At 71.5% G+C, this 23,361-nt stretch carries 24 protein-coding genes; 12 read left to right on the top strand and 12 right to left on the bottom strand.

Annotated elements, in window-relative coordinates:
• The first annotated feature begins 14 nt into the window (after nucleotides 1-14).
• The 3 genes from AAW13_RS41900 to AAW13_RS41910 all read left to right on the top strand — a co-directional run bounded on the left by AAW13_RS41900 (nucleotide 15) and on the right by AAW13_RS41910 (nucleotide 2,763).
• Nucleotides 15-785, top strand: a complete 771-nt coding sequence (locus AAW13_RS41900; protein ID WP_046732864.1) for a trypsin-like serine peptidase — start codon at nucleotides 15-17, stop codon at nucleotides 783-785.
• A 73-nt stretch (nucleotides 786-858) separates the two neighbouring features.
• Nucleotides 859-1,878 carry a C40 family peptidase gene (locus tag AAW13_RS41905; protein ID WP_046732863.1) on the top strand — a complete coding sequence of 340 codons (1,020 nt, stop codon included), beginning with the start codon at nucleotides 859-861 and terminating at the stop codon, nucleotides 1,876-1,878.
• A gap of 192 nt (nucleotides 1,879-2,070) precedes the next feature.
• Nucleotides 2,071-2,763, top strand: a complete 693-nt coding sequence (locus AAW13_RS41910) for a phosphatase PAP2 family protein (RefSeq protein ID WP_046732862.1) — start codon at nucleotides 2,071-2,073, stop codon at nucleotides 2,761-2,763.
• Nucleotides 2,764-2,854: 91 nt separating this feature from the next.
• Here AAW13_RS41910 and AAW13_RS41915 read toward each other — a convergent pair whose 3' ends face one another.
• Nucleotides 2,855-4,414, bottom strand: coding sequence for an FAD-binding oxidoreductase (locus AAW13_RS41915; protein WP_046732861.1), 1,560 nt, complete (start codon nucleotides 4,412-4,414; stop codon nucleotides 2,855-2,857).
• A gap of 370 nt (nucleotides 4,415-4,784) precedes the next feature.
• On the opposite strand from AAW13_RS41915, the gene pstS reads away from it, so the two are divergent.
• The 4 genes from pstS to pstB all read left to right on the top strand — a co-directional run bounded on the left by pstS (nucleotide 4,785) and on the right by pstB (nucleotide 8,942).
• Entirely contained in the window at nucleotides 4,785-5,915 is a 1,131-nt protein-coding gene (pstS, locus tag AAW13_RS41920; RefSeq protein WP_046732860.1) for a phosphate ABC transporter substrate-binding protein PstS, read from the top strand.
• Between the two features lie 144 nt (nucleotides 5,916-6,059).
• Complete coding sequence (pstC, locus tag AAW13_RS41925) at nucleotides 6,060-7,067, top strand: phosphate ABC transporter permease subunit PstC (protein ID WP_046732859.1); 1,008 nt, start codon at nucleotides 6,060-6,062, stop codon at nucleotides 7,065-7,067.
• Nucleotides 7,064-8,125, top strand: coding sequence for a phosphate ABC transporter permease PstA (gene pstA / locus AAW13_RS41930; RefSeq protein ID WP_046732858.1), 1,062 nt, complete (start codon nucleotides 7,064-7,066; stop codon nucleotides 8,123-8,125). Before pstC ends, pstA begins: the two co-directional genes overlap by 4 nt.
• 40 nt (nucleotides 8,126-8,165) lie before the next feature.
• Nucleotides 8,166-8,942: a phosphate ABC transporter ATP-binding protein PstB gene (pstB, locus tag AAW13_RS41935; protein WP_046732857.1), complete on the top strand. Its 777-nt coding sequence runs from the start codon at nucleotides 8,166-8,168 to the stop codon at nucleotides 8,940-8,942.
• Nucleotides 8,943-9,228: 286 nt separating this feature from the next.
• Here pstB and AAW13_RS41940 read toward each other — a convergent pair whose 3' ends face one another.
• Together AAW13_RS41940 and AAW13_RS41945 are read right to left on the bottom strand one after the other, a co-directional pair.
• A complete protein-coding gene (locus AAW13_RS41940; protein ID WP_046732856.1) occupies nucleotides 9,229-10,227 on the bottom strand; it encodes an inorganic phosphate transporter in 999 nt (332 codons plus the stop codon).
• A 7-nt stretch (nucleotides 10,228-10,234) separates the two neighbouring features.
• Nucleotides 10,235-10,855, bottom strand: a complete 621-nt coding sequence (locus tag AAW13_RS41945) for a DUF47 domain-containing protein (RefSeq protein WP_046732855.1) — start codon at nucleotides 10,853-10,855, stop codon at nucleotides 10,235-10,237.
• Nucleotides 10,856-11,052: 197 nt separating this feature from the next.
• On the opposite strand from AAW13_RS41945, the gene AAW13_RS41950 reads away from it, so the two are divergent.
• Nucleotides 11,053-11,391 (top strand): metal-sensitive transcriptional regulator, encoded by a 339-nt coding sequence (locus tag AAW13_RS41950; protein ID WP_046732854.1) that lies wholly within the window; start codon nucleotides 11,053-11,055, stop codon nucleotides 11,389-11,391.
• 36 nt (nucleotides 11,392-11,427) lie between these two features.
• Here the strand turns inward: AAW13_RS41950 and AAW13_RS46255 are convergent, their stop codons facing one another.
• Both AAW13_RS46255 and AAW13_RS41955 read right to left on the bottom strand, forming a co-directional pair.
• Complete coding sequence (locus AAW13_RS46255; RefSeq protein WP_167391796.1) at nucleotides 11,428-11,595, bottom strand: hypothetical protein; 168 nt, start codon at nucleotides 11,593-11,595, stop codon at nucleotides 11,428-11,430.
• A 104-nt stretch (nucleotides 11,596-11,699) separates the two neighbouring features.
• Nucleotides 11,700-12,551, bottom strand: coding sequence for an SCO4651 family lipoprotein (locus AAW13_RS41955; protein ID WP_046732853.1), 852 nt, complete (start codon nucleotides 12,549-12,551; stop codon nucleotides 11,700-11,702).
• A gap of 384 nt (nucleotides 12,552-12,935) precedes the next feature.
• Here AAW13_RS41955 and AAW13_RS41960 point away from each other — a divergent pair, with 384 nt between their 5' ends.
• Together AAW13_RS41960 and AAW13_RS41965 are read left to right on the top strand one after the other, a co-directional pair.
• Nucleotides 12,936-13,541, top strand: a complete 606-nt coding sequence (locus AAW13_RS41960; RefSeq protein WP_046732879.1) for an RNA polymerase sigma factor — start codon at nucleotides 12,936-12,938, stop codon at nucleotides 13,539-13,541.
• The gene (locus tag AAW13_RS41965; RefSeq protein WP_046732852.1) at nucleotides 13,538-14,593 is read left to right on the top strand and encodes a CU044_5270 family protein; all 1,056 of its coding nucleotides are present in this window, start codon (nucleotides 13,538-13,540) and stop codon (nucleotides 14,591-14,593) included. Before AAW13_RS41960 ends, AAW13_RS41965 begins: the two co-directional genes overlap by 4 nt.
• Before the next feature lie 146 nt (nucleotides 14,594-14,739).
• Here AAW13_RS41965 and AAW13_RS41970 read toward each other — a convergent pair whose 3' ends face one another.
• From AAW13_RS41970 to AAW13_RS42000, 7 genes are all read right to left on the bottom strand, one after another.
• Entirely contained in the window at nucleotides 14,740-15,156 is a 417-nt protein-coding gene (locus tag AAW13_RS41970; protein WP_046732851.1) for an NUDIX hydrolase, read from the bottom strand.
• Entirely contained in the window at nucleotides 15,153-16,175 is a 1,023-nt protein-coding gene (locus tag AAW13_RS41975; protein ID WP_046732850.1) for a CHAD domain-containing protein, read from the bottom strand. Before AAW13_RS41975 ends, AAW13_RS41970 begins: the two co-directional genes overlap by 4 nt.
• Complete coding sequence (locus AAW13_RS41980) at nucleotides 16,156-18,513, bottom strand: RNA degradosome polyphosphate kinase (RefSeq protein ID WP_107483538.1); 2,358 nt, start codon at nucleotides 18,511-18,513, stop codon at nucleotides 16,156-16,158. The genes AAW13_RS41975 and AAW13_RS41980 overlap by 20 nt, the downstream gene beginning before the upstream one ends.
• 272 nt (nucleotides 18,514-18,785) lie before the next feature.
• Nucleotides 18,786-19,658, bottom strand: a complete 873-nt coding sequence (locus tag AAW13_RS41985; RefSeq protein WP_046732848.1) for a hypothetical protein — start codon at nucleotides 19,656-19,658, stop codon at nucleotides 18,786-18,788.
• Nucleotides 19,655-20,566, bottom strand: a complete 912-nt coding sequence (locus AAW13_RS41990; RefSeq protein WP_046732847.1) for a hypothetical protein — start codon at nucleotides 20,564-20,566, stop codon at nucleotides 19,655-19,657. The genes AAW13_RS41985 and AAW13_RS41990 overlap by 4 nt, the downstream gene beginning before the upstream one ends.
• The gene (locus AAW13_RS41995; RefSeq protein WP_046732846.1) at nucleotides 20,563-21,486 is read right to left on the bottom strand and encodes an ABC transporter ATP-binding protein; all 924 of its coding nucleotides are present in this window, start codon (nucleotides 21,484-21,486) and stop codon (nucleotides 20,563-20,565) included. Before AAW13_RS41995 ends, AAW13_RS41990 begins: the two co-directional genes overlap by 4 nt.
• The gene (locus tag AAW13_RS42000; protein ID WP_046732845.1) at nucleotides 21,486-21,872 is read right to left on the bottom strand and encodes a GntR family transcriptional regulator; all 387 of its coding nucleotides are present in this window, start codon (nucleotides 21,870-21,872) and stop codon (nucleotides 21,486-21,488) included. Before AAW13_RS42000 ends, AAW13_RS41995 begins: the two co-directional genes overlap by 1 nt.
• A gap of 111 nt (nucleotides 21,873-21,983) precedes the next feature.
• On the opposite strand from AAW13_RS42000, the gene AAW13_RS42005 reads away from it, so the two are divergent.
• Complete coding sequence (locus tag AAW13_RS42005) at nucleotides 21,984-22,526, top strand: RNA polymerase sigma factor (protein WP_046732844.1); 543 nt, start codon at nucleotides 21,984-21,986, stop codon at nucleotides 22,524-22,526.
• A complete protein-coding gene (locus AAW13_RS42010; RefSeq protein WP_046732843.1) occupies nucleotides 22,523-23,356 on the top strand; it encodes a hypothetical protein in 834 nt (277 codons plus the stop codon). Before AAW13_RS42005 ends, AAW13_RS42010 begins: the two co-directional genes overlap by 4 nt.
• The last annotated feature ends 5 nt before the right edge of the window (nucleotides 23,357-23,361 follow it).

Raw genomic sequence — 23,361 nt, forward strand, 5'->3', positions numbered from 1 at the left:
CACAGTGGAGCCTGATGAAGCGCACCTCACGCATCTATGTCACCTCGCGCCGCGTCGCGCTCTGTGCCGTGGTCGTCCTGGCCGCCACCTCGGCCTCCGTCGCGGCGGCCGAAGAGGCGGCGGGACCGTTCGGGGTGACCGCCGTGGTGGGGACCACCACCGACAGCGCCCGGGTCGGGGCGCTGTTCAGCGCCGACAAGGCCGGCAGCCTCTCCGGGAACCACTTCTGCACCGCCTCCGTGGTGCACAGCCCGCAGCGCGACCTCATCGTCACCGCCGCGCACTGCGTCGACGGGGACGACGGCACGGGGCTCGTGTTCGTGCCCGGGTACCGGGACGGGCTGGCGCCGTACGGGGTGTGGAAGGTCGGCCGGCGGTACCTGCCCGACGGCTGGTCGCACGGGCAGGACGAGGACAGCGACGTCGCCTTCGCCGCCGTGCAGGACCGGGCCGGCAAGCGGGTCGAGGACGTCACCGGGGCCAACCGGTTCGTCACCGGTGTCGCCACCGGCGCCACCCCGGTGACCGTCACCGGGTATCCCGACTCCCGTGAGGTGCCGGTCGACTGCACCAACCGGCCCGTCGCCCACAGCGCCACCCAACAGCGGATCGACTGCCCGGAGTTCACCGGGGGCACCAGCGGGAGCCCCTGGGTGAACGGTGACCACGAGGTGGTCGGCGTGCTGGGCGGGCACGAGCAGGGCGGGTCCACGCCCGACATCTCGTACAGCGTGGTGCTCGGCGGCGGGGCCGCCGAGCTGTTCAGGGACGCCACCGCCCGGTGAGACGGCGTCATGTGCGCCTTCCTGCTGTGAAATAGCGCCACTCTCGGCCGAAATGGCGTTGAACAGCCCTGCCATGGGGGAGGGTTGGGGCGTGCGGAAAGTATGGGTGATCGGTGGCGCGGCGGTCGGCCTCGGGCTGAGCTTCGTCATGCTGCTCGTCGTCGGGGTGTACGTCGTCGCCGGGAACCTCCTCAACGGGGTCGAGGGCGCCACCAAGAACCTGGCGAAGGGCTCGGTGCCGGCCGCGTACTCGGCCCTCGTGCAGAAGTGGGGCAACCTCTGCCCCGCGATCAACCCCGCCCTGCTCGCCGCCCAGCTGTACCAGGAGAGCGGCTTCAACCCGAGGGCGCAGAGCGCGGCGGCCGCGCAGGGGATAGCTCAGTTCATCCCGGGGACCTGGGCCACCCACGGCATCGACGGCAACGGCGACGGAGTGCGGGACGTCTGGGACCCGAATGACGCGATTCCGTCGGCCGCCTCCTACGACTGCCAGCTCGCCTCGTACGTCAAGGACGTCCCCGGCGACATCTCCGACAACATGCTCGCCGCGTACAACGCGGGGGCGTACGCGGTCATCAAGTACAAGGGTGTGCCGCCGTACGCGGAGACCCAGAACTACGTCAAGACGATCACCACGCTGGAGGACAGCTTCGCCGCGCCGGTCAGCCGGCTCTCGCCCACCAAGCAGGCCGCCGGGGCCATCACCTACGCCCAGAACAAGCTGGGCACCCCCTACCTCTGGGGCGGCAACGGCACAGCTCAGGACGGTGGCCGCTTCGACTGCTCGGGGCTGACGAAGGCGGCGTACGCGAGCGTCGGGATCACCCTGCCGCGGGTCGCCAACGACCAGTACAACGCCGGTCCGCACCCCTCCCGCAACGAACTGCTCCCGGGCGACCTGGTGTTCTTCTCCACCGATCTCTCCAACTCCCGGGCCATCCACCACGTGGGTATCTACGTCGGAGGCGGGTACATGATCGACGCGCCGTACACCGGGGCCGTCATCCGCTTCGACCCCATCGACTCGGCAGACTACTTCGGGGCCACCCGCGTCACCGAAGATGGCGCGAAAGCGCTCCCCACAACGGTGTGAACCGAGCGTGAAACACACCCCTGAGCTGCGGCTTTGTGTCTCTCTTCGATAACGTCTGCGTGATCATTCGGTGGAGGGTGGAACGTAGGGGCGTAGGCCGTGCGTTCCTGTTGACGTAGCCGACCACGGGGGTGGCAGCGAGCGACGCACACCAGGTGCGTCCCGGAACGACGACGAAGGGGCCGCAGCACGATGGCTGTACTCGCCGAATCCGGATCCAACCCCGATGTCGACCTGCTCTACGACATCAACGGCCTGGCCAAGGACGCGCCGCGCTGGTTCGACCGCGGCATGGAGTTCGTCGGGGAGTACGGGCTGCTGGTCGCGATGGTGCTGCTGGTGGTGTGGTGCTGGTGGTCGGTACGGCGCCGGGGTGACGAGGACGCGCCGGCCACCCTCGCCGCGCTGGTCTGGGCGCCGCTCGCCGCCGCCGTCGCCGTGCTCGTGAACGTTCCCATCCGCGGTTTCGTGGAGCGCCCCCGGCCGTTCCGCACCCACCAGGGTCTCGACGTCCTGGTCTCCGGCAAGACCGACTACTCCTTCGTGAGCGACCACGCGACGATCACCATGGCGCTGGGCGTCGGCCTGTTCGTCGCCAACCGCCGCTTCGGCCTGGCCGGCATAGGGCTGGCGCTGGCCGAGGGCTTCTGCCGGGTCTACATGGGCGTGCACTACCCGACCGACGTGGTCGGCGGCTTCGCCCTGGGCACGGCGGTCGTCCTTCTCCTCTCCCCCCTGGCCACCGCCCTGCTGACACCGGTCCTGAAGGCGGTCGAGTCCTCGCCGAGGGCGGGCTGGATCGTACGGCGCCGATCAGCGACGGTGGACCTGGTACCGGGAGCGCGCACGACGATGGAGCCGACGGACCGCGATCTGGCGGCGTGAGCGCAGCGCCCCGTAAGGGCCGCGGGGAACTGCGCGATCAGCCCCCGCGCAGCCGCAGCCGGACCGCGAAGTCCTACACCCCTGCTGGGTCCTACAGCCCCTGCGGGTAAGAGAAGAACCGGTTCGGGTCGTACTGCTGCTTCACCTTGCCGAGCTTCGTCACCGCGTCCCCGTAGTACGCCTTCTTCCAGCCCGTCAGCGTCGGGTCCGTGTAGTTCTGGTACGCCGCGCCGGAGGCGTACGGCTTCATCGCGGTGTGCGCCGCGTTCAGCCATGACTGGCCCGTGCTGCCGGAGGCCCCCGCACCCCACGACACGATGTACTGCGCCAGCATCCGCGACCGCCGGTGCACGAACGCCGTCGCCGTCGGCGCGACCCGGTTCACCGCCCCGCCGAGCGCCGTGAACGCGATGCTCCCCGCACCGCCCCGCACCGAGCCGATCTGGCGCAGCGCCGTCTGGATGCCGGCCGCCGACAGCGAGCGGTCGAAGAAGTCGGAGCGGGCCGTGTACGTCTCGCGGCCGAGCCTGCCCTGGGGCGAGCGGCCCGGCGTGGCACCGGGCAGGTGGCACTGGGGCTCGGTGGCGAAGGAGGAGCAGCCGGCGTAGATCTCCATCACCTCCTCGTAGGCGTGGCGGCGCAGCGACACCGAGGAGGCGTCGGCACCCGCCCTGTGGGCGAGGGCGTCGACCGCGTTTTGCAGCTCGCCGTACGTTCCCATCGAGAAGCAGGCCACCGAGACGCGTGGGCCGCTGCCCGAGTTCTCCAGGTGCAGCGAGGACCAGATCTCGTCCGGCTGCGACGGGCCCCACTCCTGCCAGGCCTTCAGCACCTGCGCGGCCCTCGACCACGGCCAGGTCAGGTACGCCGTCACACCCTGCGGGGTCGGGTGGGTCCTGAACTGGAGCTCCGTGACGACGCCGAAGTTCCCGTTGCCCGCGCCGCGCAGCGCCCAGTACAGGTCCTTGTTGGTGCTCGCGTTGGCGACCACCTGCGTGCCGTCGGCGGTGACGAGCGTCGCCTGGGTCAGGCTGTCGCAGGTCAGGCCGTACGCCCGGGACGCGACCCCGTGGCCGCCGCCGAGCACCAGGCCGGAGACGCCGACCGTGGGGCAGGAGCCCGCCGGGATGGTGACGCCCTTGGCGGCGAGACCCCGGTAGACGTCGATCAGCTTGGAGCCGGCGCCGACGACCGCCGTACCGCCGCCGACGCGGATGCGGTTGAGCTTGGACACGTCGAGGATCAGCCGGCCGTCGCCGGAGGAGTAGCCCGCGTAGGAGTGGCCGCCGTTACGGATGGCGATCTTCAGGCCGTGGGCCTGGGCGTAGGAGAGGGTCGTGCGGATGTCGTCGGCGTGGGCGACGTACGCGACCGCCGACGGCTTCAGGCTGTCGAAGCGGGTGTTGTAGAGCTGGTGCGCGGTCGTCCAGTTCGCCTCGCCGGGGCGCACCAGGGTGCCGTCGAGGGCGTGTGCGAGGGCGGTCCAGTTGGCCGCCGCCGCTGCACTGGTGGTCTTCAGGGCCGTACGAGAGGATCGAGACGACGTCGGCGCGGTCGTCCGTGACGCGGCCGCGCCCCCTGAGCTGCACCCCGTCAGTGCGGTCGCCGCGATGGCGGCTGCCCCGCCCGATATGAAGGTACGCCGTTCCATGCCCGTGCCTTTCGTCGGCTGTCCTGGGACGAGACGGCGCCCGTCGCACACGGGTTCCCATGCCTGTGCAACGAACGCTGTGACGTCGTAACGGCTGTGATGACGAACGGCGAAGAAATGTTCGCGTAACCCGTTGGTCGGAACCTTCACGTGCCCTCACCGTGAGCGTTCCGTGACCTAACCAGGCCGATGGCAGGGGTTCACCCTCCGTTCACTTGTGCCCATCGGCGGCTTCACCTGATCTGCCTACTTTCGGCCGTACGCGATGCGGTGAGCGGTCGTGAACGCCCGGTCGGGGCGGCGCCCCTCACCACGTCACCACTACTTCGCACGCCGCCGAAGGTGGCGCCTCTGGAAGGAACTCCCGAAAGTGAAGCTTCAGCGCAAGAACCGGCTGCGCGCCCTGTCTCTCGGTGCTGTCGCCGTCTCCGGCGCCCTGGCCCTTACGGCGTGCGGCTCCGACGACAACGGTGGCGGCAGCGGTTCGAGCACGTCCTCGGCCTCCGCCAACGCCAGCTCCATCAAGTGCGACAACGCCAAGGGCCAGCTGCTCGCCGACGGCTCCTCCGCGCAGAAGAACGCGATCGACGCCTGGGTCAAGAACTTCTCCCAGGCCTGTGGTGTGCAGATCAACTACAAGGGCTCCGGCTCCGGCGCCGGCGTGACCGCCTTCACGCAGGGCCAGGTCGCCTTCGCCGGTTCGGACTCCGCGCTGAAGCCCGAAGAGGTCACCGCCTCCAAGAAGATCTGCTCCGGCGGCCAGGGCATCGACCTCCCGATGGTCGGCGGCGCGATCGCGATCGGTTACAACGTCCCGGGTGTCGACAACCTGGTCCTGGACGCGCCGACCCTCGCGAAGATCTTCGACAGCAAGATCACCAACTGGAACGACGCGGCGATCAAGAAGCTGAACCCCGACGCGAAGCTCCCGAACCTGAAGATCCAGGCGTTCCACCGCTCGGACGAGTCGGGTACGACGGACAACCTGACCAAGTACCTGATCGCCACCACCCCGGACAACTGGAAGTACTCCGGCGGCAAGGCCTGGCAGGCCAAGGGCGGCCAGTCCGCTCCGCAGTCCGCGGGTGTCGCCCAGCAGGTCAAGCAGACCTCCGGCGCCATCGGCTACTTCGAGCTCTCCTACGTCTCGGACGGCATCAAGGCCGCCAACATCGACACGGGCGCCAGCAAGCCGGTCGCCCCGTCCACCGAGTCCGCCACCGCCGACATCGCGGCCGCCAAGGTCGTCGGCACCGGCAAGGACCTGTCGCTGCAACTCGACTACAAGACCAAGGCCGAGGGCGCGTACCCGATCAGCCTGGTCACCTACGAGATCGCCTGCGACAAGGGCAACAAGGCCGACACCCTCCCGGCGACCAAGGCGTTCCTGCGCTACATCGCCTCCGAGGACGGCCAGAAGGTCCTCTCCACGATCGACTACGCGCCGATCCCCGACGAGATCATCGCCAAGGTCCGCACCACCATCGAGGGCCTGAGCTAAAGATCCGCGAGTGCGGCCGAGTCCCCCAGGGGCCCGGCCGCACCGTCCGGTGCACCGCCGCCCGGAGCCGTACGCCCTCACAAGCCGGGACGTACGGCTCCTCCGAGCCGCCCGCGAGCGCGGCTCCGCAGACCGGAGAACCCGATGGACATATCCACGCAGACGACAGACGCACCGCCTCCCACCCCACAGCCTGGCATCGCCGAGCAGAAGCGCAACGCCCGCGGCGCCACCCGCGCCGGTGACCGGGTCTTCCTCGGTCTCTCCCGCGGTTCCGGCATCCTGCTCCTGGTGATCATGGCCGCGATCGCGGTCTTCCTCACCTACCGCGCCGCCCTCGCGATCAGCCGCGACCACGGCAACTTCCTCACCACCTTCGAGTGGAACACCAACGTCATCCCGCCGACCTTCGGTGTCGCGGTCCTGGCCTTCGGCACGATCGTCTCCTCGATCATCGCCATGGCCATCGCCGTCCCGATCGCCGTCGCGATCGCGCTGTTCATCACGCACTACGCGCCGCGCCGGATGGCCGGCCCGGTCGCCTACGTGATCGACCTGCTCGCCGCCGTGCCGTCCATCGTGTACGGCCTGTGGGGCGCGCTGGTCCTCGTACCGCACATGACCGGCCTGTTCGGCTGGCTCGACGACTTCTTCGGCTGGACCGGGATCTTCTCCTGGGACGGCGGGGCGCCGCGCTCGATGCTCACCGTCGGCATCCTGCTCGCCATCATGATCCTGCCGGTCATCACCAACGTGAGCCGCGAGGTCTTCCGCCAGGTCCCGCAGATGCACGAGGAGGCCGCGCTGGCCCTCGGCGCCACGCGCTGGGAGGTCGTCCGCATGGCGGTGCTGCCCTTCGGGCGCTCCGGTGTGATCTCCGCCTCGATGCTCGGCCTCGGCCGCGCGCTCGGCGAGACGATGGCCGTCGCCACCGTGCTCTCCCCGGACTTCGACATCCACGCCAGCCTGCTCAACCCGGGCGGCGGCACCTTCGCCCAGAACATCGCCAGCAAGTTCAGCGAGGCGACCGCCGACGGCCGTGACGCGCTCATCGCCTCCGGTCTGGTCCTGTTCGTCATCACGCTGCTGGTCAACGGCGCGGCCCGGATCATCATCCAGCGCCGTGCGGAGTACTCGGGGGCCAACGCATGAGCACCGCAGCAGTCGCCGGCAAGCGCACCAGCACGCTCCAGGGCGCCAGCCTCCCCAAGTGGTCCCCGTACGCGATCGTCGGCGGGTCCATCGTCCTGGGCGTGGCCATCGGACTGGCCGCCGGCCTGGACAGCAAGGTCCAGTGGGGCCTGATCGCCGGCCTCCTCTACGTCTTCGGCACCTACGGCATCGCCGCCCGGGTCGAGGGCAGCCGCCAGGCCAAGGACCGCGTCGCGACCTCCCTGGTCTGGGTCGCCTTCGTCATCGCCGTGGTCCCGCTGGTCTCCCTGATCTGGGTGACCATCTCGCGCGGCGTGAAGGTCCTGGACGTCTACTTCCTCACCCACTCCATGGGCGTCGTCGCCGACTCCCAGCCCGGCGGTGGCGCCTACGCGGCCATCATCGGCTCCCTGGAGCAGGTCGGCCTCGCCACCCTGATCGGCGCCCCGATCGGCATCCTCACCGCGGTCTACCTCGTCGAGTACGGGCGCGGCCGGCTGGCCAAGTCGGTCACCTTCTTCGTGGACGTGATGACGGGCATCCCGTCGATCGTCGCGGGTCTGTTCATCCTCAGCATCATGCTGATCTTCAACATGGAGCCGTTCGGCTTCGCCGGATCGCTCGCCCTGGCCATCCTGATGATGCCGGTGGTCGTGCGCTCCACCGAGGAGATGCTCAAGCTCGTCCCGAACGAGCTGCGCGAGGCGTCCCTGGCGCTCGGCGTGCCCAAGTGGCGCACCATCCTGAAGGTGGTCCTGCCGACCTCCATCGGCGGTATCACGACCGGCGTCATGCTGGCCGTGGCCCGTATCGCGGGCGAGACCGCTCCGGTCCTGCTGCTGGTGTTCGGCAACCCGTTCATCAACAACAACCCCTTCGAGGGTGCGCAGTCGTCGCTGCCGCTGTTCATCTACCAGCAGTACGCGAACAGCGCCGGTGCCAACGCGGCCTACGACCGTGCCTGGGCGGCCTCGCTCACGCTGATCGCCTTCGTGATGATCCTGAACCTGGTGGCCCGCGGCATCGCCCGCTGGAAGGCCCCGAAGACCGGTCGCTGACCGGCCTCACAGCGACCGACCGTCTGGAAGTGAAGAAGTAATGTCCAAGCGAATCGACGTAAGCGGGCTCACCGCCTACTACGGCTCCCACAAGGCCATCGACGACATCTCGATGAACATCGAGCCGCGGACCGTCACGGCGTTCATCGGCCCCTCCGGCTGCGGCAAGTCGACGTTCCTGCGCACGCTGAACCGGATGCACGAGGTCACCCCCGGTGGCCGGGTCGAGGGCAAGGTCCTCCTCGACGACGAGAACCTGTACGGCGCCGGTATCGACCCCGTGTCGGTGCGCCGTGAGGTCGGCATGGTGTTCCAGCGTCCGAACCCGTTCCCCACGATGTCGATCTTCGACAACGTGGCCGCGGGGCTGAAGCTGAACGGCAACTTCAAGAAGAGCGAGCTGGGCGACGTCGTCGAGAAGTCGCTCAAGGGCGCGAACCTCTGGAACGAGGTCAAGGACCGCCTGAACAAGCCGGGCTCCGGTCTCTCCGGTGGTCAGCAGCAGCGGCTGTGCATCGCCCGTGCGATCGCGGTCGAGCCGAAGGTGCTGCTCATGGACGAGCCCTGCTCCGCCCTCGACCCGATCTCCACCCTCGCCATCGAGGACCTGATCGGTGAGCTGAAGGAGCGCTTCACGATCGTCATCGTGACGCACAACATGCAGCAGGCGGCGCGGGTCTCCGACCGTACGGCGTTCTTCAACCTCGCGGCCGTGGGCCAGCCCGGCAAGCTGATCGAGATCGACGACACGGAGCGGATCTTCTCCAACCCGTCGGTCCAGGCCACGGAGGACTACATCTCCGGCCGCTTCGGCTGAGCCGACCCTGACCCCTCGCGGTGCTGCATGGCGGTGCCACCGCGAGGACGCAAGAGGGCCCGCCCCTGGCTCCCGGGGGCGGGCCCGTCTGCGTCTCCTCGTGTGCGGCCGGGTGGGGTGGGCGGCGCGGAGGGGGTGGGCGGCGTGGCCGTAGGGCGACCGCCGGTCCGTCGTGCCCGCTCGCGCGGTTCCCCGCGCCCCTGACAGGGCGCTGCCCTGCCCCCCGTCGGGGACGGCGGTCGCCTGTGGTCGGAAACGGCCCTGCCCGGCTGGGCGGAGGCGGGGGTCAGAGGGCCGTGAGGCGTACGACGCCGTAGGCCGCCGCTGCTACCAGGGCCGCTGCCGGCATCGTGATGAACCAGCCCAGGACGATGTTCTTGGCCACGCCCCAGCGGACCGCGTTCACGCGCTTCGTCGCGCCGACGCCCATGATGGCCGAGGTGATGACGTGGGTCGTGGAGATCGGCGCCTTGAAGAGGTACGCCGTGGTGAACATGATCGAGGCGCCGGTGGCCTCGGCGGCGAACCCCTGCGGCGGGTCGAGTTCGATGATCTTGCGCCCCAGCGTGCGCATGATGCGCCAGCCGCCGGCGTAGGTGCCGAGCGAGAGCATCAGGGCGCAGACGATCTTCACCCAGGCCGGGATCGGGTCGCCGTACGTCTCGTGGCCGGAGATCACCAGGGCCATGACCACGACACCCATGGTCTTCTGGGCGTCCTGGAGGCCGTGGCCGAGTGCCATGCCCGCCGCGGAGACGGTCTGGGCGATACGGAAGCCCCGCTTGGCCTTGTGCGGGTTGGAGCGGCGGAACAGCCACATGATGGCCGTCATGACCAGGTAGCCGAGGATCAGGCCGACCACCGGCGACAGGAACATCGGGATGATGACCTTGTCGACGACGCCGTTCCAGAGCACCTCCGTGCCCCCGGCCAGCGCCGCGCCGACGAGACCGCCGAACAGGGCGTGCGAGGAGGAGGACGGCAGGCCGAAGTACCAGGTGACGAGGTTCCAGACGATCGCACCGACCAGAGCCGCGAAGAGGATGGCCATGCCGTGCGAGCCCTGCGGGGTCTCGATCAGGCCCTCGCTGACCGTCTTGGCGACCCCGGAACCGAGGAACGCGCCCGCGAGGTTCATGACGGCGGCCATGGCGAGCGCCGCCCGCGGGGTCAGGGCCCGGGTCGAGACCGACGTGGCGATCGCGTTCGCCGAGTCGTGGAAGCCGTTCGTGTACGTGAAGAAGAGCGCGACCAGGACGGTCACGATGAGCGCGAAGGTGTCCATCTACGGCTCAGGACTCCTTGACGGCGATGGTCTCCACCGTGTTCGCCACGTGCTCGAACGCGTCCGCCGCCTCTTCCAGGACGTCCACGATCTGCTTGAGCTTCAGCACCTCGATCGCGTCGTACTTGCCGTTGAAGAGGTGTGCGAGGAGTTTGCGGTGGATCTGGTCGGCCTGGTTCTCGAGCCGGTTGACCTCGATCCAGTACTCGGTGAGGTTGTCCAGCGTGCGCAGGTTGGGCATCGCCTCCGCCGTCAGGTCGGCGGCCCGCGCCAGCACCTCGATCTGCTGCTCGACGCCCTTCGGCAGCTCCTCGACGTTGTAGAGGACGACCAGGTCGACGGCCTCCTCCATGAAGTCCATGATGTCGTCGAGGGAGGACGCGAGAGTGTAGATGTCCTCGCGGTCGAACGGCGTGATGAACGAGGAGTTCAGCTGGTGGAAGATCGCGTGCGTGGCGTCGTCACCTGCGTGTTCCGCTGCCCGCATACGCTCTGCGATCTCGGCCCGGGCAGACGTGTCCGCCCCGAGCAGTTCCATCAGGAGTTTCGAGCCCGTGACGATGTTGTCCGCGGAGGCGGCGAACATGTCGTAGAAGCTCGTCTCCCTGGGGGTCAGACGAAAGCGCACTTGGGGTCCTCGGTATGCATGGGTTTCGGTCAGGCTGATGCTAAGCGCATCATCCGGCCACGGCTAATGGGCCGCTGTCCAGTTTCGCCCATCGGGCATTCTGATCAGCACGGGGGCGTCCCCAGGGCCCTATACCCAGCAAAGTTCGTTACCATATACCCACCAGGGGTATGTGTCTCGACGATGCGGAGGACGCGATGACGACCACCGAGGCCGGCGCCGTGACGCCCTCCGGAAGCGGAGCGCCGGCGGTCACGCACGGCTACCACAAGCAGAAGGACGAGCACCTCAAGCGGCTGCGCCGGATCGAGGGCCAGATCCGGGGCCTGCAACGCATGGTCGACGAGGACACCTACTGCATCGACATACTCACCCAGGTCTCCGCCTCCACGAAGGCCCTCCAGTCCTTCGCCCTGCAACTCCTGGAGGAGCACCTGCGGCACTGCGTGGCCGACGCGGCCGTCAAGGGCGGGGACGAGATCGACGCGAAGGTGGAGGAGGCCACGAAGGCCATCGGCCGCCTGCTGCGGACCTGATCCGGCCTGGCCTGATCCGACCCGGTCCCGAGGGTCCTAGTCGGCCTCGCGTTCCTCCGCCACTCTCAGCACCTCGTCGATGCTGGCCAGACTGAGGCGGTCCTCGGCGGCCGACGCCGCGATGATCAGCTCTCCGCACAGCTCGATCTCGGCGAGGGCCACGTGGTCCTGAACTGCCGTACCGCCGACCGGAGCCACGTGCATCACCTCTTCTCTGCCGTCACCGACTTCCTAGAGTAGGCAGCGGTCTACACACCGCGCATGGCACGGACGGGCTAGTTCACAGGTTGTACGGAGCCGGTCCCGGACTAGTGCGACGGCTGGTTCTCGGCGATCCGGCCCGCGTAGATGTCCCGGGAACGCGGCAGCTTCACGTCCACGGGTGTGCCGAAGTCGTACAGCAGGGTCGTCGAGGCGACCGCCACCGTGCCCTTGCCGCTGTCGTTGACGAAACTGAACCGCTGCCTGAGCTTTCGGATCCGGCCCTGGTCGTCGAGGTACACGTCGAACGGGACGTCGGCGGTGGCGAACCCCTTCGCTGCGGCGGCGAGGGCCGGCCGGTTCCCGGCGGAGGCGGCCGCGGCCGCCGTGGCCAGGTCGGCGGTGCCCCGGTAGTGCCGGACCTCGGTGCCCGCGACCTCGGTCCGCCCGACATAGGTCGCCGTCCGGGTGCCACGCAGCAGCTCGGCCGCCGCGAACGGGTCGGTGGCGCCGCCGGTCACCAGGTTGCCGTCGGAGAGGGTCGCGGTCTCCACCCGCACCCACTTGTCGGCGGGCACCCCGGCCCCCCGGTTCTTCATGAACAGCGCGCCCGGTGCGAGGAGTTCGGTGATCGGGCGGTGTTCGGGGGTGCCGGCGGGGTCCTGCGGGAGCACGACCGTGAGCCTGCCGAGCCGGCGGCCGAAGTCGTAGACGCCCTTGCCGCGGATGGTGACCCGGGTGCCGCCGGTCGCCATCTCCATCGACGTCGTCGCCCTGGAGGTACGGGCGTTCAGCAGGAGGTCCGCCGAGTGCTCCAGGACGGTGACCGGGTCGCCGGGCGGGCCGCTCACGCCCTCGGCCGTGGCACCGCCGCAGCCGGTGGCGCACGCGCCGAGCCCGACCATGAGGCCCACGGTGACGGCCGTCCTCCCGGTGCGCCTGTGCTGCCGCCGATCCATCGCTGCCTACCCCCACCGGTACGTCCGTCGCGGGCCGCCTGTCCTTCCGGTTAACGAGGGGTGCGAGGGGCCGTCACGCATACTTGGGCTTTACCGGCCGTGGGTAACGTTGTCGGGGTGGCACAGGAGAACGGTTCCGGACGGGCCCTGGAGCGGGCGGGACACGAGGCGGGCACGGTTGAGCAGGGGCGGTTCTGTTTCGCCCGCTGCACGTGCGGCTGGCGGGGGCCGGCCCGGCGGGCGAGAAGCCTCGCGCGGGCGGACGTGGAAGGACACCTGACCGCCGGTTGAGACGGGTCCCACCCGGCCCGGTGGGTGACACAGGCCACAGGAACTCCTCGGGTGTCGCGGAGAGAAGTGGTCGTGAGGGACTCAGAGAACGAGGTGCGCCGCCGTGTGCGCGAGGGGGACCGCGAGGCGTTCGCCCAGCTGTACGAGGAGTTCGCCCGCGCCGTCTACAACCACGGGCTGCGGCTGACCGGCGACTGGTCGACAGCCGAAGAGGTCATGTCCGAGACCTTCCTGACCGCGTGGCGGACCCGCGACCGGGTGCTGGAGGAAGGCGGCTCGCTGCTGCCGTGGCTGCTGGGCATCGCCACCCACAAGGCGGACAACGCCCGCCGCGGGCAGCGCAGACGCCAGCTGTTCCTGGCGCGCCAGCCGCAGCCGCCGGCGGAGGAGGACTTCGCGCCCCGGACGGTCGGGCGCATCGACGACGCACGGCGCCTGCGGGCCGTGCAGGCCGCCCTGGGCCGGCTGCGGCGCCAGGAACGCGAGGTGCTGGCCCTGTGCGTGTGGTCCGGCCTGGACTACCGGGAGACGGCCGAGGCCCTGGGCATCGCCGTCGGCACCGTGCGGTCCCGTCTCTCGCGGGCCCGCCGGAAACTCGCCAGGCTCGCCGAGGAGAACCCGGAACTGCCCGCCGGTCGCGGAGAGATGACAAGTGCGGCCGCGATCGCGGCCCTGCCCGTACGGGAGGAGCTCACATGAACGACGGCGACCGCGAGGAGATCGCCCGCCTGCTGCCGGCCCCGGCCGACCAGGACCTTCCGCGCGAGCAGCACCTTCGTCACAAGGAACTGCTGATGCATCGCATCGACCAGGACATCGCCCGGGACACCGCCCTGGAGACCGGCCGCGAGACCGGCCGGGAGGCCGGCCGGGAGCGGGCCACCGGTACCCGCCCGGCCCGCCGGCTGCTGCGGCCCGCGCTGCTGGCTCCGGCGACCGCCCTGACCCTGGCCGCCGCGCTGGCCGCGGGGGTCGCCCTGAACGGCGGCGCCCGGGAGCACTCCGGCACCTCCGCGCCCGGGGTGGCCACGGACATGCGGCCCGCCGCGGCCCTGCTGGGCCGGATCTCCGACGCCGCCGGGGGACGCAGCACGCCCCGGGTGCGGGACGACCAGTTCGTCTACACCCGGGAGAAGACCCAGGGGGCCGACCTGACCAGCGGGAAGGCCGTCCTCGACCCCCTGCGGGAACGGGAGTCGTGGTCCGCCCAGGAACCGGGGCCGCTGCGCAGGCTCGGGCTGGTCCGGGAGAACGGCGAGACCCTGCCGGTCAACGCCCAGCTCGGTGACAGCGACGGCACCCCGGCCGGCCTCGGCCGGCCCACCTACAGCTGGTTCGGCACGCTGCCCACCGACCCCGACAAGCTGCTGACCTACCTCTACGCGCACACCCCGTTCGCCGAGGGCCGGGGACGGGACCAGGCCGTGTTCGAGCAGATCGGGTCCCTGCTCGGCGGGATGATGCCGCCCGCCACGGCCGCGGCGCTCTACCAGGCCGCCGCGAAGATCCCCGGTGTCACCGCGGCCCCGCAGGCTCACGACGCGATCGGGCGCCGGGGGCTCGGGATCGCCCGTGACGACACGCGCTACGGGGTGCGGACCGAGTGGGTCTTCGACAAGGAGGACTACTCGTTCCTCGGGTCCCGCAGCTATCTGATCAAGGACCGGTCGTACGGGAAGGCGGGGATGTTGCTGTCCAGCGAGGCGGAGCTGGAGATCGCCGTGGTGGACAAGGCGGGGGAGCGGCCCTGAGGTTCAGGTGTGGTGGACAAGGCGGGGGAGCGGCCCTGAGGTTCAGGTGTGGTGGGGCGGTCGGGTGCGGGGCGGTGGGGGCTGGTCGCCCGGTTCCTCCCCCCGCCTTCGGCCGGGGGTACCCCCGGCGCCCTGGGTTTCCTGCCCTACGGGGCGTTGTGAAGTGACGCCAGCAGTTCGTCCACCAGTTCCGCGTCCCGTGGCTGCGTCAGGCGCTCGCGTGCCCGCGCCGGGGGCAGCCACAGGATGCGGTCCACCTCGTGGTTCGGGGTGAAGTGGCCCTCGCCCGCCTCGCCCGCCCAGTAACGGACCTCCTTGGGGCGGCCGTTGGCGTAGTAGTGGGCGGTGGACAGCTCGCCGCCGAGGGACGCCGGGTAGCCGGTCTCCTCCTCCACCTCGCGCAACGCGCCGTCCGCCGCGTCCTCGTCGCGCTTGAGCTTGCCCTTCGGGTGGGACCAGTCGTCGTACTTGGGGCGGTGGACGAGGCAGACCTCGAGGTCGCCGTCGACCGGCGAGCGGCGCCACAGGACGCAGCCCGCGGCCAGTACCGGGGTGTCGTTCACACGGCCTCCAACGACTGGTTCTGCCACGCCTGCTGGAAGGCGAAGCGGGCCGCCTCCACCTCGTGCCGCTGGTCGGCGTGGAGGACTCCGAGGGCGTAGGCGGTCGCCGGGGCGATGCGCGGGGTGCGGGCGGCGGCCGCCGCCGCGGCGGCCGCCTCCGAGGCGTCCCGGTGCCGGTTCAGGGCCTGGCCGGCCGTGAGCAGCCGGATGTCCACCGGGGCGCCCTGGCCGCACAGCACCTCGCGGGCGTAGCGGTGCAGGCGCAGCAGCAGGCGGACCTGGTGCCAGGGGCCGTCCTGGGGGTGCGGGGACGGGTCCGGGGACAGGCCGTGGACGAGGGCCTCCGCGTTGTACGGGTGGCCCGCGGTGACCAGGGGAAGGGCCGTGATCGCGTCGGTGAGGCGTTCCTCGGCGGCGGCCGCCGGCGGGCGCAGGTCGGTCGTGGGGGCCGCGGCCGTCAGCGGGACCTCGCTGGCCAGCACCGCCACCTTGTCGGCGACCGCGTGGAAGCGGGAGGAGCCGAGCGCCTGGAGGGCCGTGGAGTGGGCCCGGGTGCGGGCGAGGGTCAGCTGGCGGTCCAGCAGGGCGCCCGCCTTGGCCGCGCCCACGGTGAGGTTGCCGCGGTCGGCCGTGCCGTCCGAAGTGGCCTGGCTGGGCAGGGCCGTCGAGCCGGAGAGCCGGTGCAGCGCCAGCAACAGACGCTCCAGCCGGGCTTCGTAGGCGTGCTCGAGGCCCAGCGTGCCCGACAGCCAGGCCAGTTCCGGGCGGATCTCCTCCGACCAGTCGGCCTCCAGGAGCGGCCGGAAGGTGTGCAGGCTGCCGCTGATGCGCCGGGCCGAGCGGCGCAGCGCGCGGGCCGCTTCGACGGACCCCGTCGCGCCGGCCGCCGTCCCGGTCTCCCGGTGCAGGCGCAGCGCGCGGAGGAACTCCGTGGCCTGGGCGCGCAGGTAGCCCGCGAGGGCGTCCCCGGTGACGGCCCGGGCCGTGGGGTCCGTCGGTTCAAGGTGTTGCTGTGCCACGCCGGCGCCTCCGGGCGTCTATGAGCATCTCCTGGATGTTGCGCAGCGGCTGTCCGTCGGCGTCGGTCGCGTGCCGGGTCCATTCGCCGTCCGGGCCCAGGTGCCAGGAGGAGGTGGAGTCGGACATGCCGGTTTCGAGGAGCCGGTTGAGGGCTGCTCGGTGGGCCGGGTCGGTGACCCGGACCAGGGCCTCTATCCGGCGGTCGAGGTTGCGGTGCATCATGTCGGCGCTGCCTATCCACACCTCGGGTTCACCGCCGTTGCCGAAGGTGAAGACCCGGGAGTGTTCGAGGAAGCGGCCGAGGATCGAGCGGACCCGGATGTTCTCCGAGAGGCCCGTGACACCGGGGCGGATGGCGCAGATGCCGCGGACCCAGATGTCGACCGGCACGCCCGCCATGGACGCTCGGTAGAGCGCGTCGATGAGTGCTTCGTCGACCATCGAGTTGGCCTTGATGCGGACGAAGGCGGGGCGGCCCGCACGGTGGTGCTGGACCTCCTTGTCGATCCGCGCGATCAGTCCGTCGCGCAGCGACTTCGGTGCCACCAGCAGGCGGCGGTACGTCTCCCGGCGGGAGTAGCCGGAGAGGCGGTTGAACAGGTCGGACAGGTCGGCGCCCACCTGGGGGTCGGCGGTGAGCAGGCCGAGGTCCTCGTACAGGCGCGCCGTCTTCGGGTGGTAGTTGCCGGTGCCGACGTGGCTGTAGCGCCGTAGCGTGTCGCCCTCCTGGCGGACGACCAGGGACAGCTTGCAGTGGGTCTTCAGGCCGACGAGGCCGTACACGACGTGGCAGCCGGCCTCTTCCAGGCGCTTGGCCCACTTGATGTTGGCGTGCTCGTCGAAGCGGGCCTTGATCTCGACCAGGACGAGGACCTGCTTGCCGGCCTCGGCGGCGTCGATGAGCGCGTTGACGATCGGGGAGTCGCCGGAGGTCCGGTACAGGGTCTGCTTGATCGCGAGGACGTCCGGGTCCTCGGCGGCCTGCTCGACGAAGGCCTGTACGGAGGTGGAGAAGCTGTCGTACGGGTGGTGCAGCAGCACGTCCCGCTCGCGCAGCGCCGCGAAGATGTCGGGCGCGGACGCGGACTCGACCTCGGCGAGGTCGCGGTGGGTGCCCGCGATGAACTTGCGGTACTTCAGCTCCGGCCGGTCCAGGCCGGCGATCCGGAACAGGCCGGTCAGGTCGAGCGGGCCGGGCAGCGGGTAGACCTCGGCCTCGCCGATCTTCAGCTCCCGCACCAGCAGGTCGAGGACGTCGCGGTCGATGGACTCCTCGACCTCCAGGCGCACCGGCGGCCCGAAGCGGCGCCGCATGAGCTCCTTCTCCAGGGCCTTGAGGAGGTTCTCGGCGTCGTCCTCCTCGACCTCCAGGTCCTCGTTGCGGGTGAGCCGGAAGGCGTGGTGCTCGACGACCTCCATGCCCGGGAACAGCTCCTCCAGGTGGGCGCCGATGACGTCCTCGATGGGGACGTACCGGCCGGGGGAGCTCTCCAGGAACCGGGCCAGCGACGGCGGCACCTTCACGCGGGCGAAGTGCTTGTGGCCGCTGACCGGGTTGCGCACGACGACGGCCAGGTTCAGGGAGAGACCGGAGATGTACGGGAACGGGTGCGCCGGGTCGACCGCCAGCGGGGTCAGCACCGGGAAGATCTGGTGCCGGAAGAGCGTGAAGAGCCGGGCCTGTTCCTTCTCGGTCAGCTCGGCCCAGCGGACCAGGTGGACGCCCTCCTCCGCGAGCGCGGGGGCGACGTCCTCGTGGTAGCAGGCGGCGTGCCGGGCCATGAGCTCGCGCGAGCGGGCCCAGATCATCTCCAGCACCTCGCGCGGCTGGAGGCCGGAGGCGGACCGGGTGGCCACGCCGGTGGCGATGCGGCGCTTCAGGCCGGCCACCCGGACCATGAAGAACTCGTCCAGGTTGCTCGCGAAGATCGCCAGGAAGTTCGCGCGCTCCAGCAGCGGGGTGTTCGGGTCCTCGGCGAGTTCGAGCACCCGCTCGTTGAACGCCAGCCAGCTGCGCTCGCGGTCCAGGAAGCGCCCCTGGGGCAGCCGGTCCCCGTCACCCTGCGACTCCTCGTAGGCGTCGAGGTCGGCGTCGATGTCGGGTTCCAGGTCGGAGACCGCGGCGGCCACCGTGTGCGGGCGGTGCGCGGCTATGGAGCCCACGGAGGGCTGGGCGTGCTGGACCTCGGCTGCCTGGGCGTTCTGCTGACTCATGACCCCATTCTTCCGCGCCCGGGGCGTGACAGGCGCGTCGGAACGTGCGGGTGGGAGGTGGACGACCCCGTTTCCCGCGAACCCCTCGGGGGGCGGCGAAGGCTCTGGCACGGCGGGCTTCATTGGCTGAGCGTCGCAAGTCCGTCTGAACCAATGGTTACGAAGACATGGCGTGCGGGATAGCGGGGAGAGGCCCGCGGGCGTCCGTGACCGGCCCGCGGGGGCCTCGGGGATCACGAAAGCGACGATCCCGTACGAGCCTCCCACGGCCCCCGCGCGTCCCTCCGCGCGGATCCCGCGGGCGCTTGCGCCGACGGAGGGACGTCCGGGACCGACGGTCCCTCAGCGGGCCCGGCGGCGCAAGGGGCAGAACCCGCCGATGACGGCCGCCGCGGTCATGCGGGGGACTCCGTGCGGTGCCTGAGGAGACGGAAGGAGAGCAGGGTGGCGAGGGCGGCCACGGTGAGCACGATCGCGGTCTCGGTGAGGTGCAGCGGCCAGTAGTGGGCGGGTGGGTGGTAGGTGGCGAAGTAGCCGTGGGTGTTCCGGCCGCCGGTCACCTGCCACACGTCGTCCGGGAGGTCGAGGGAGCGGGGGCCGGTGCGCCGCACGGTGGGCCACAGGTACGCCCGGTAGTACGTCAGCACGGCGGCGAACAGCCACATCGCCCCGGCCGCGACCCCCAGGGCGGCCAGCGTGCGGCCCAGCAGCAGCGCGGTGAGGGTGCCGACGGCGAGCGCGCACAGGGCGTACGCCGCGATCAGTGGGCCCCGCGCGGCGAACACGTCGGCGGAGGCCCAGTGCTGCGTCCAGAGCAGCTCGGGGTGGGCGGCGAAGGCCCAGCGGAAGACCAGGACGAGGGCGGTGGCCCCCACCGTGAGCGCCGCCGCGGGCAGCGCCAGCTTGGCGGCCAGCCAGCGGACCGGGGTGACCCCCTGGGTCCACGCCAACTGCGCGGTCCCGGACTCCAGTTCACGGCCGATCAGGGCGCCCCCGGCGAACGCGGCGACGCCGACGAAGGCGTAGTTGATCAGGATGACGGCCCAGTTCATCTGGGTCGGGTAGTCGACCAGGAGGTAGGGCCGGTCGCAGGCGTCCATGCAGGGCAGGCCCTGCATGGCCGGGTCCTTCGCGCCGACCTCCGTCAGCCACACCAGCCAGCCGCACGTCCCCGTCACGAACAGGGCCCAGGTCAGCAGGGCCGGGCGGTGCAGCCGCAGCACGGTCCGGGGCAGGCCCCGGCCGGCGGCCGGGCTCGCGGCGCTCATCGGGCCGCCGCCCGTCCGGTGAGCCGGCGCAGCACCAGGAAGCAGGCGAGGGTGAGCAGGGCGGTGAGGGCGAGGAGGACGGCCGTGGCGGTCAGCTGGAGCGGCCAGTAGTGGGCGTAGGGGTGGTAGGTCACGTGGTAGTGGGCCGCGGTCCCGCCCTGGCTCACCGTCCAGGAGCCGGAGGGCGCCGCGAGGTAGCCGCGCCCGCTGCGGCCCAGCGTCGGCCACAGATGCGGCAGCAGCACCAGGACCGTGCCCCAGATCGCGCCCGTCAGCAGCACGCCCAGGCCCAGCGCGGGCAGCGTCCGCCGCACCAGCAGCCCGGCCAGCGCGCCCGCCGCGAGCCCGGCCAGGGACAGGCCGACGAGGACGGGGCCGCCGGTGTGGAAGGTCCCGACGTCGTACCACTCCTTGGCGCTGTGGATACGGCCCCGGCCCGCGGCCCAGGCCAGGTGGTGCAGCCAGGCCAGCGGCGCCGTCCCCGCCGTGACGACGGCGGCCGGGGTGGCCAGCCGCACGGCGAGCCAGCGGACCGGGGTGCTGGACTGGGTCCAGGACAGCCGGGCGGTGCCGGACTCCAGCTCCTTGCCGAGCAGCGCGCCGCCCGCCCAGGCACCGGCCAGGAAGGGCACCGCGGCCGTGGCCAGGGTGGCGTAGTTGTACCAGTCCTTGTAGCGCAGGATCGCGCTCTGGTCGTACACGCACCTGGCGTTGAACCCGCAGCTGTTGTACTGCCGCCAGCCCTCGGCCGCCGCGTCGGCGAACGGGCCCTGGAGCAGGATCAGCAGGACGGCGGTGAGCAGGACGAGGGCCGTCCAGGCGTACAGCGCGGGGCGGTGCAGGCGGAGCAGCCAGCGGGTCAGGTGCGGCGGGCCGGCCGAGGGGAGGGGTGCGGGCAGGGCGGTCACGCGACGGTCTCCTCGGTCGAGGCTGAGGCCGAGTCCGGCGCCGAGGCCGAGGCCGAGTCCGGGGTAAGGGCCGGTGCCCCGGGGTTGCGGAGGTGGCCGAGGACCAGCTCCTCCAGGGAGGGGGTGGCGGTGCGCCAGTCGGCGGGCAGCGGCCCCGCCGGGCGGATCAGGGCGCTGAGCTGACGGCCGGTGGTCCGCGACTCGACGACGGTGTGCGGCGCGAGGTCGGCGTCGGCGTCGGCGGCGACCCGGGTGTGGGCGGCCAGCAGGTCGTCGATCTCGCCGGCCAGCCGGACCCGCCCGCCGCCGATCAGCAGCAGGTGGTCGCAGGAGTCCTCCAGTTCGGCGACCACGTGCGAGGACATCGCGATGGTGGTGCCGTGCTGGGCGGCCTGCACCATCAGCACGCCCATCAGCTCGTGCCGGGCCAGCGGGTCGAGGTCGGCCATCGGCTCGTCGAGGAGGAGCAGTTCGGGCCGCTTGCCGAGGGCGAGGGCGAGCGCGACACGGGTGCGCTGGCCGCCGGAGAGGGCGCGGACCCGGGACCCGGGGTTCAGGTCGCCGGCGGAGACGATCCGCTCGGCGGCGGCCGCGTCCCAGCGTCCGGGGTTGAGGTCGGCGCCCATCCGGAGCGTCTCGGCGACCGTGAGCTGCGGGTACAGCGGCTTGTCCTGGGCGACGTAGCCGATCCGGGTGCGGGCCTCGGCCGGGGTGGTGCCGAGGACGGTCAGCTCGCCCTCGGTGGCGCCCAGCAGGCCGGCGGCGAGGGCGAGGAGCGTGGACTTGCCCGCTCCGTTGGGGCCGACGACGGCGCAGACGCGCCCGGCGGGCAGCCGGACCGTGCAGTCCCGCAGTGCCCATCCCCCGCGCCGGCCGAACCGCTTGCCCAGCGCCGAGGCCGCTATCGCGGTGTCGGTCATCAGTTGTCTCCCTGAAAGTGCTTTTCCAGTACGGCGGTGAAGAGTGCGGCCACGTCGTCGCGGTCCAGGCCGGCCTCGCGGGCCCGGGCGGCCCAGTCGGCCAGCTCCCCGTGCAGGGGTGACTCGGCGGCCGGGGCGGTGCCGAGAGCGCGTTTCACGAACGTGCCGAGGCCGCGCCGGGCCTCCACCAGCCCCTCGCGTTCCAGCTCCCGGTAGGCCTTGAGCACGGTGTTGGGGTTGATGGCGGTGGCCTCGACCACCTCGCGGGCGGTGGGCAGCTTGTCTCCCGGCCGTAGCTGCCCCAGGCGCAGGGCCTGCTTGGTCTGCTGGACGATCTGGACGTAGGTGGCGACGCCGGAGCGCCGGTCGATGCGGTACTCGACCACTCGTACAACCACCCTTTCACTAATTGAGTAGTGAAAGGGTGGTGGAAGGCCGCCCGGAAAGTCAAGGCGGAATCCGTGAACCGGTCGGCAGGGCTCGTGCGATGAGGAGACGTGAGCGGAACGAGAAGCGACGGGGAGCTGCTGCGGGCGATCGCGGCCGACGCCGACCGGCGCGCCTTCGAGGAGCTGTACCGGCGGTACGCGCCGTGGCTGACCGCGCGGCTGCGCGGCCGGTGCGCGGATCCGTCGGTCGTCGACGACGTGGTGCAGGAGACCTTCCTCGCGGTGTGGCGGGGGTCCGCCCGCTACCACGAGGAAGGCGACGCGGCCGGATGGCTGTGGCGGATCGGGTCGCGGCGGCTGGTCGACGCGTTGCGCGGCGACGGGGCCAGGGGCCGGCTGCGGCAGGCGCTGGCCCGGCTGCGTCACCGGGACGAGGCCTCGGCGGAGGAACGCGTGCTCGCGGGGGTGGAGCACGGGGACCTCGCCGGGGCCCTGGTCCGGCTCTCGCCCGAACTGCGGGCGGTCCTCCAGGCGACGGTGATCGACGGGCTGACCACCCGGGAGGCGGCGGTCCTGCTCGGCATACCGCCGGGCACGGTCAAGACACGGGCGATGCGGGCGCGCAAGCAGCTGCGGGAGGAGTTGGCATGACGGACACCGGAGCTCCGAAGAGCGGCTGGCACGTCACGGAGGAGGATCTGCGGGCCTACGCGCTCGGCGAGCTGGCGCCGCCGCTGCTGTGGTCGGCCGACACCCACGTCGGCTCCTGCGCGCGGTGCCGTGCGGTGCTCGCCGCGGTGTCCGACCAGACCGCGCTGGACGCGGGCTGGGACCGCCTGGACGCCGAGCTGGACGCACCCCGGCCCCGGCTCGGGGAGCGGCTGCTGATCCGCGCCGGCGTCGCCGAGCACACCGCGCGGCTGCTCACCGCGACCCCGGTACTGCGCCGCTCCTGGCTGGCGTCGGTGGCCTGCGTGCTGGCGGCGACCGTCCTGGTGGTGCACGCGGTGGACGCCCCGGCCCTGTTCCTGGCGCTCGCCCCGCTCCTCCCGCTCGCCGCGGTGGCACTGTCGTACGGACCGGCGCTCGACCCCACCCACGAGATCGCCGCGGTCGCCCCGACCCACGGGTTCCGGCTGCTGATGATCCGCACGGTGGCCGCGCTGACCGCCTCCCTGGTTCTCAACACCCTCGCCGCGCTGGCCCTTCCGGGCTACGGCCTGCTGGCCTTCGGCTGGCTGCTGCCCGCCCTCGCGCTCACCGCGGCCGGGCTCGCGCTCGCCGCCCGGCTGGGCCCGCTGCTCGGCCCCGGCCTGGTGGGCGGCGCCTGGACGCTGCTGATGGCGGTGGCCGCCACGCACCCCGCCGGCACCCCCGCGGCCTTCACGGCGGCCGGGCAGTCGGTGGCCGCGGCGCTGGCCGCGCTGGCGACCTTCCTGCTGCACCAGGCCCGCGACCGCTTCGACACCGAGCCCTTCTGACCTTC

The sequence above is a fragment of the Streptomyces humi genome (assembly GCF_001005085.2).
In the GTDB taxonomy this organism is placed as follows: domain Bacteria; phylum Actinomycetota; class Actinomycetes; order Streptomycetales; family Streptomycetaceae; genus Streptomyces; species Streptomyces humi.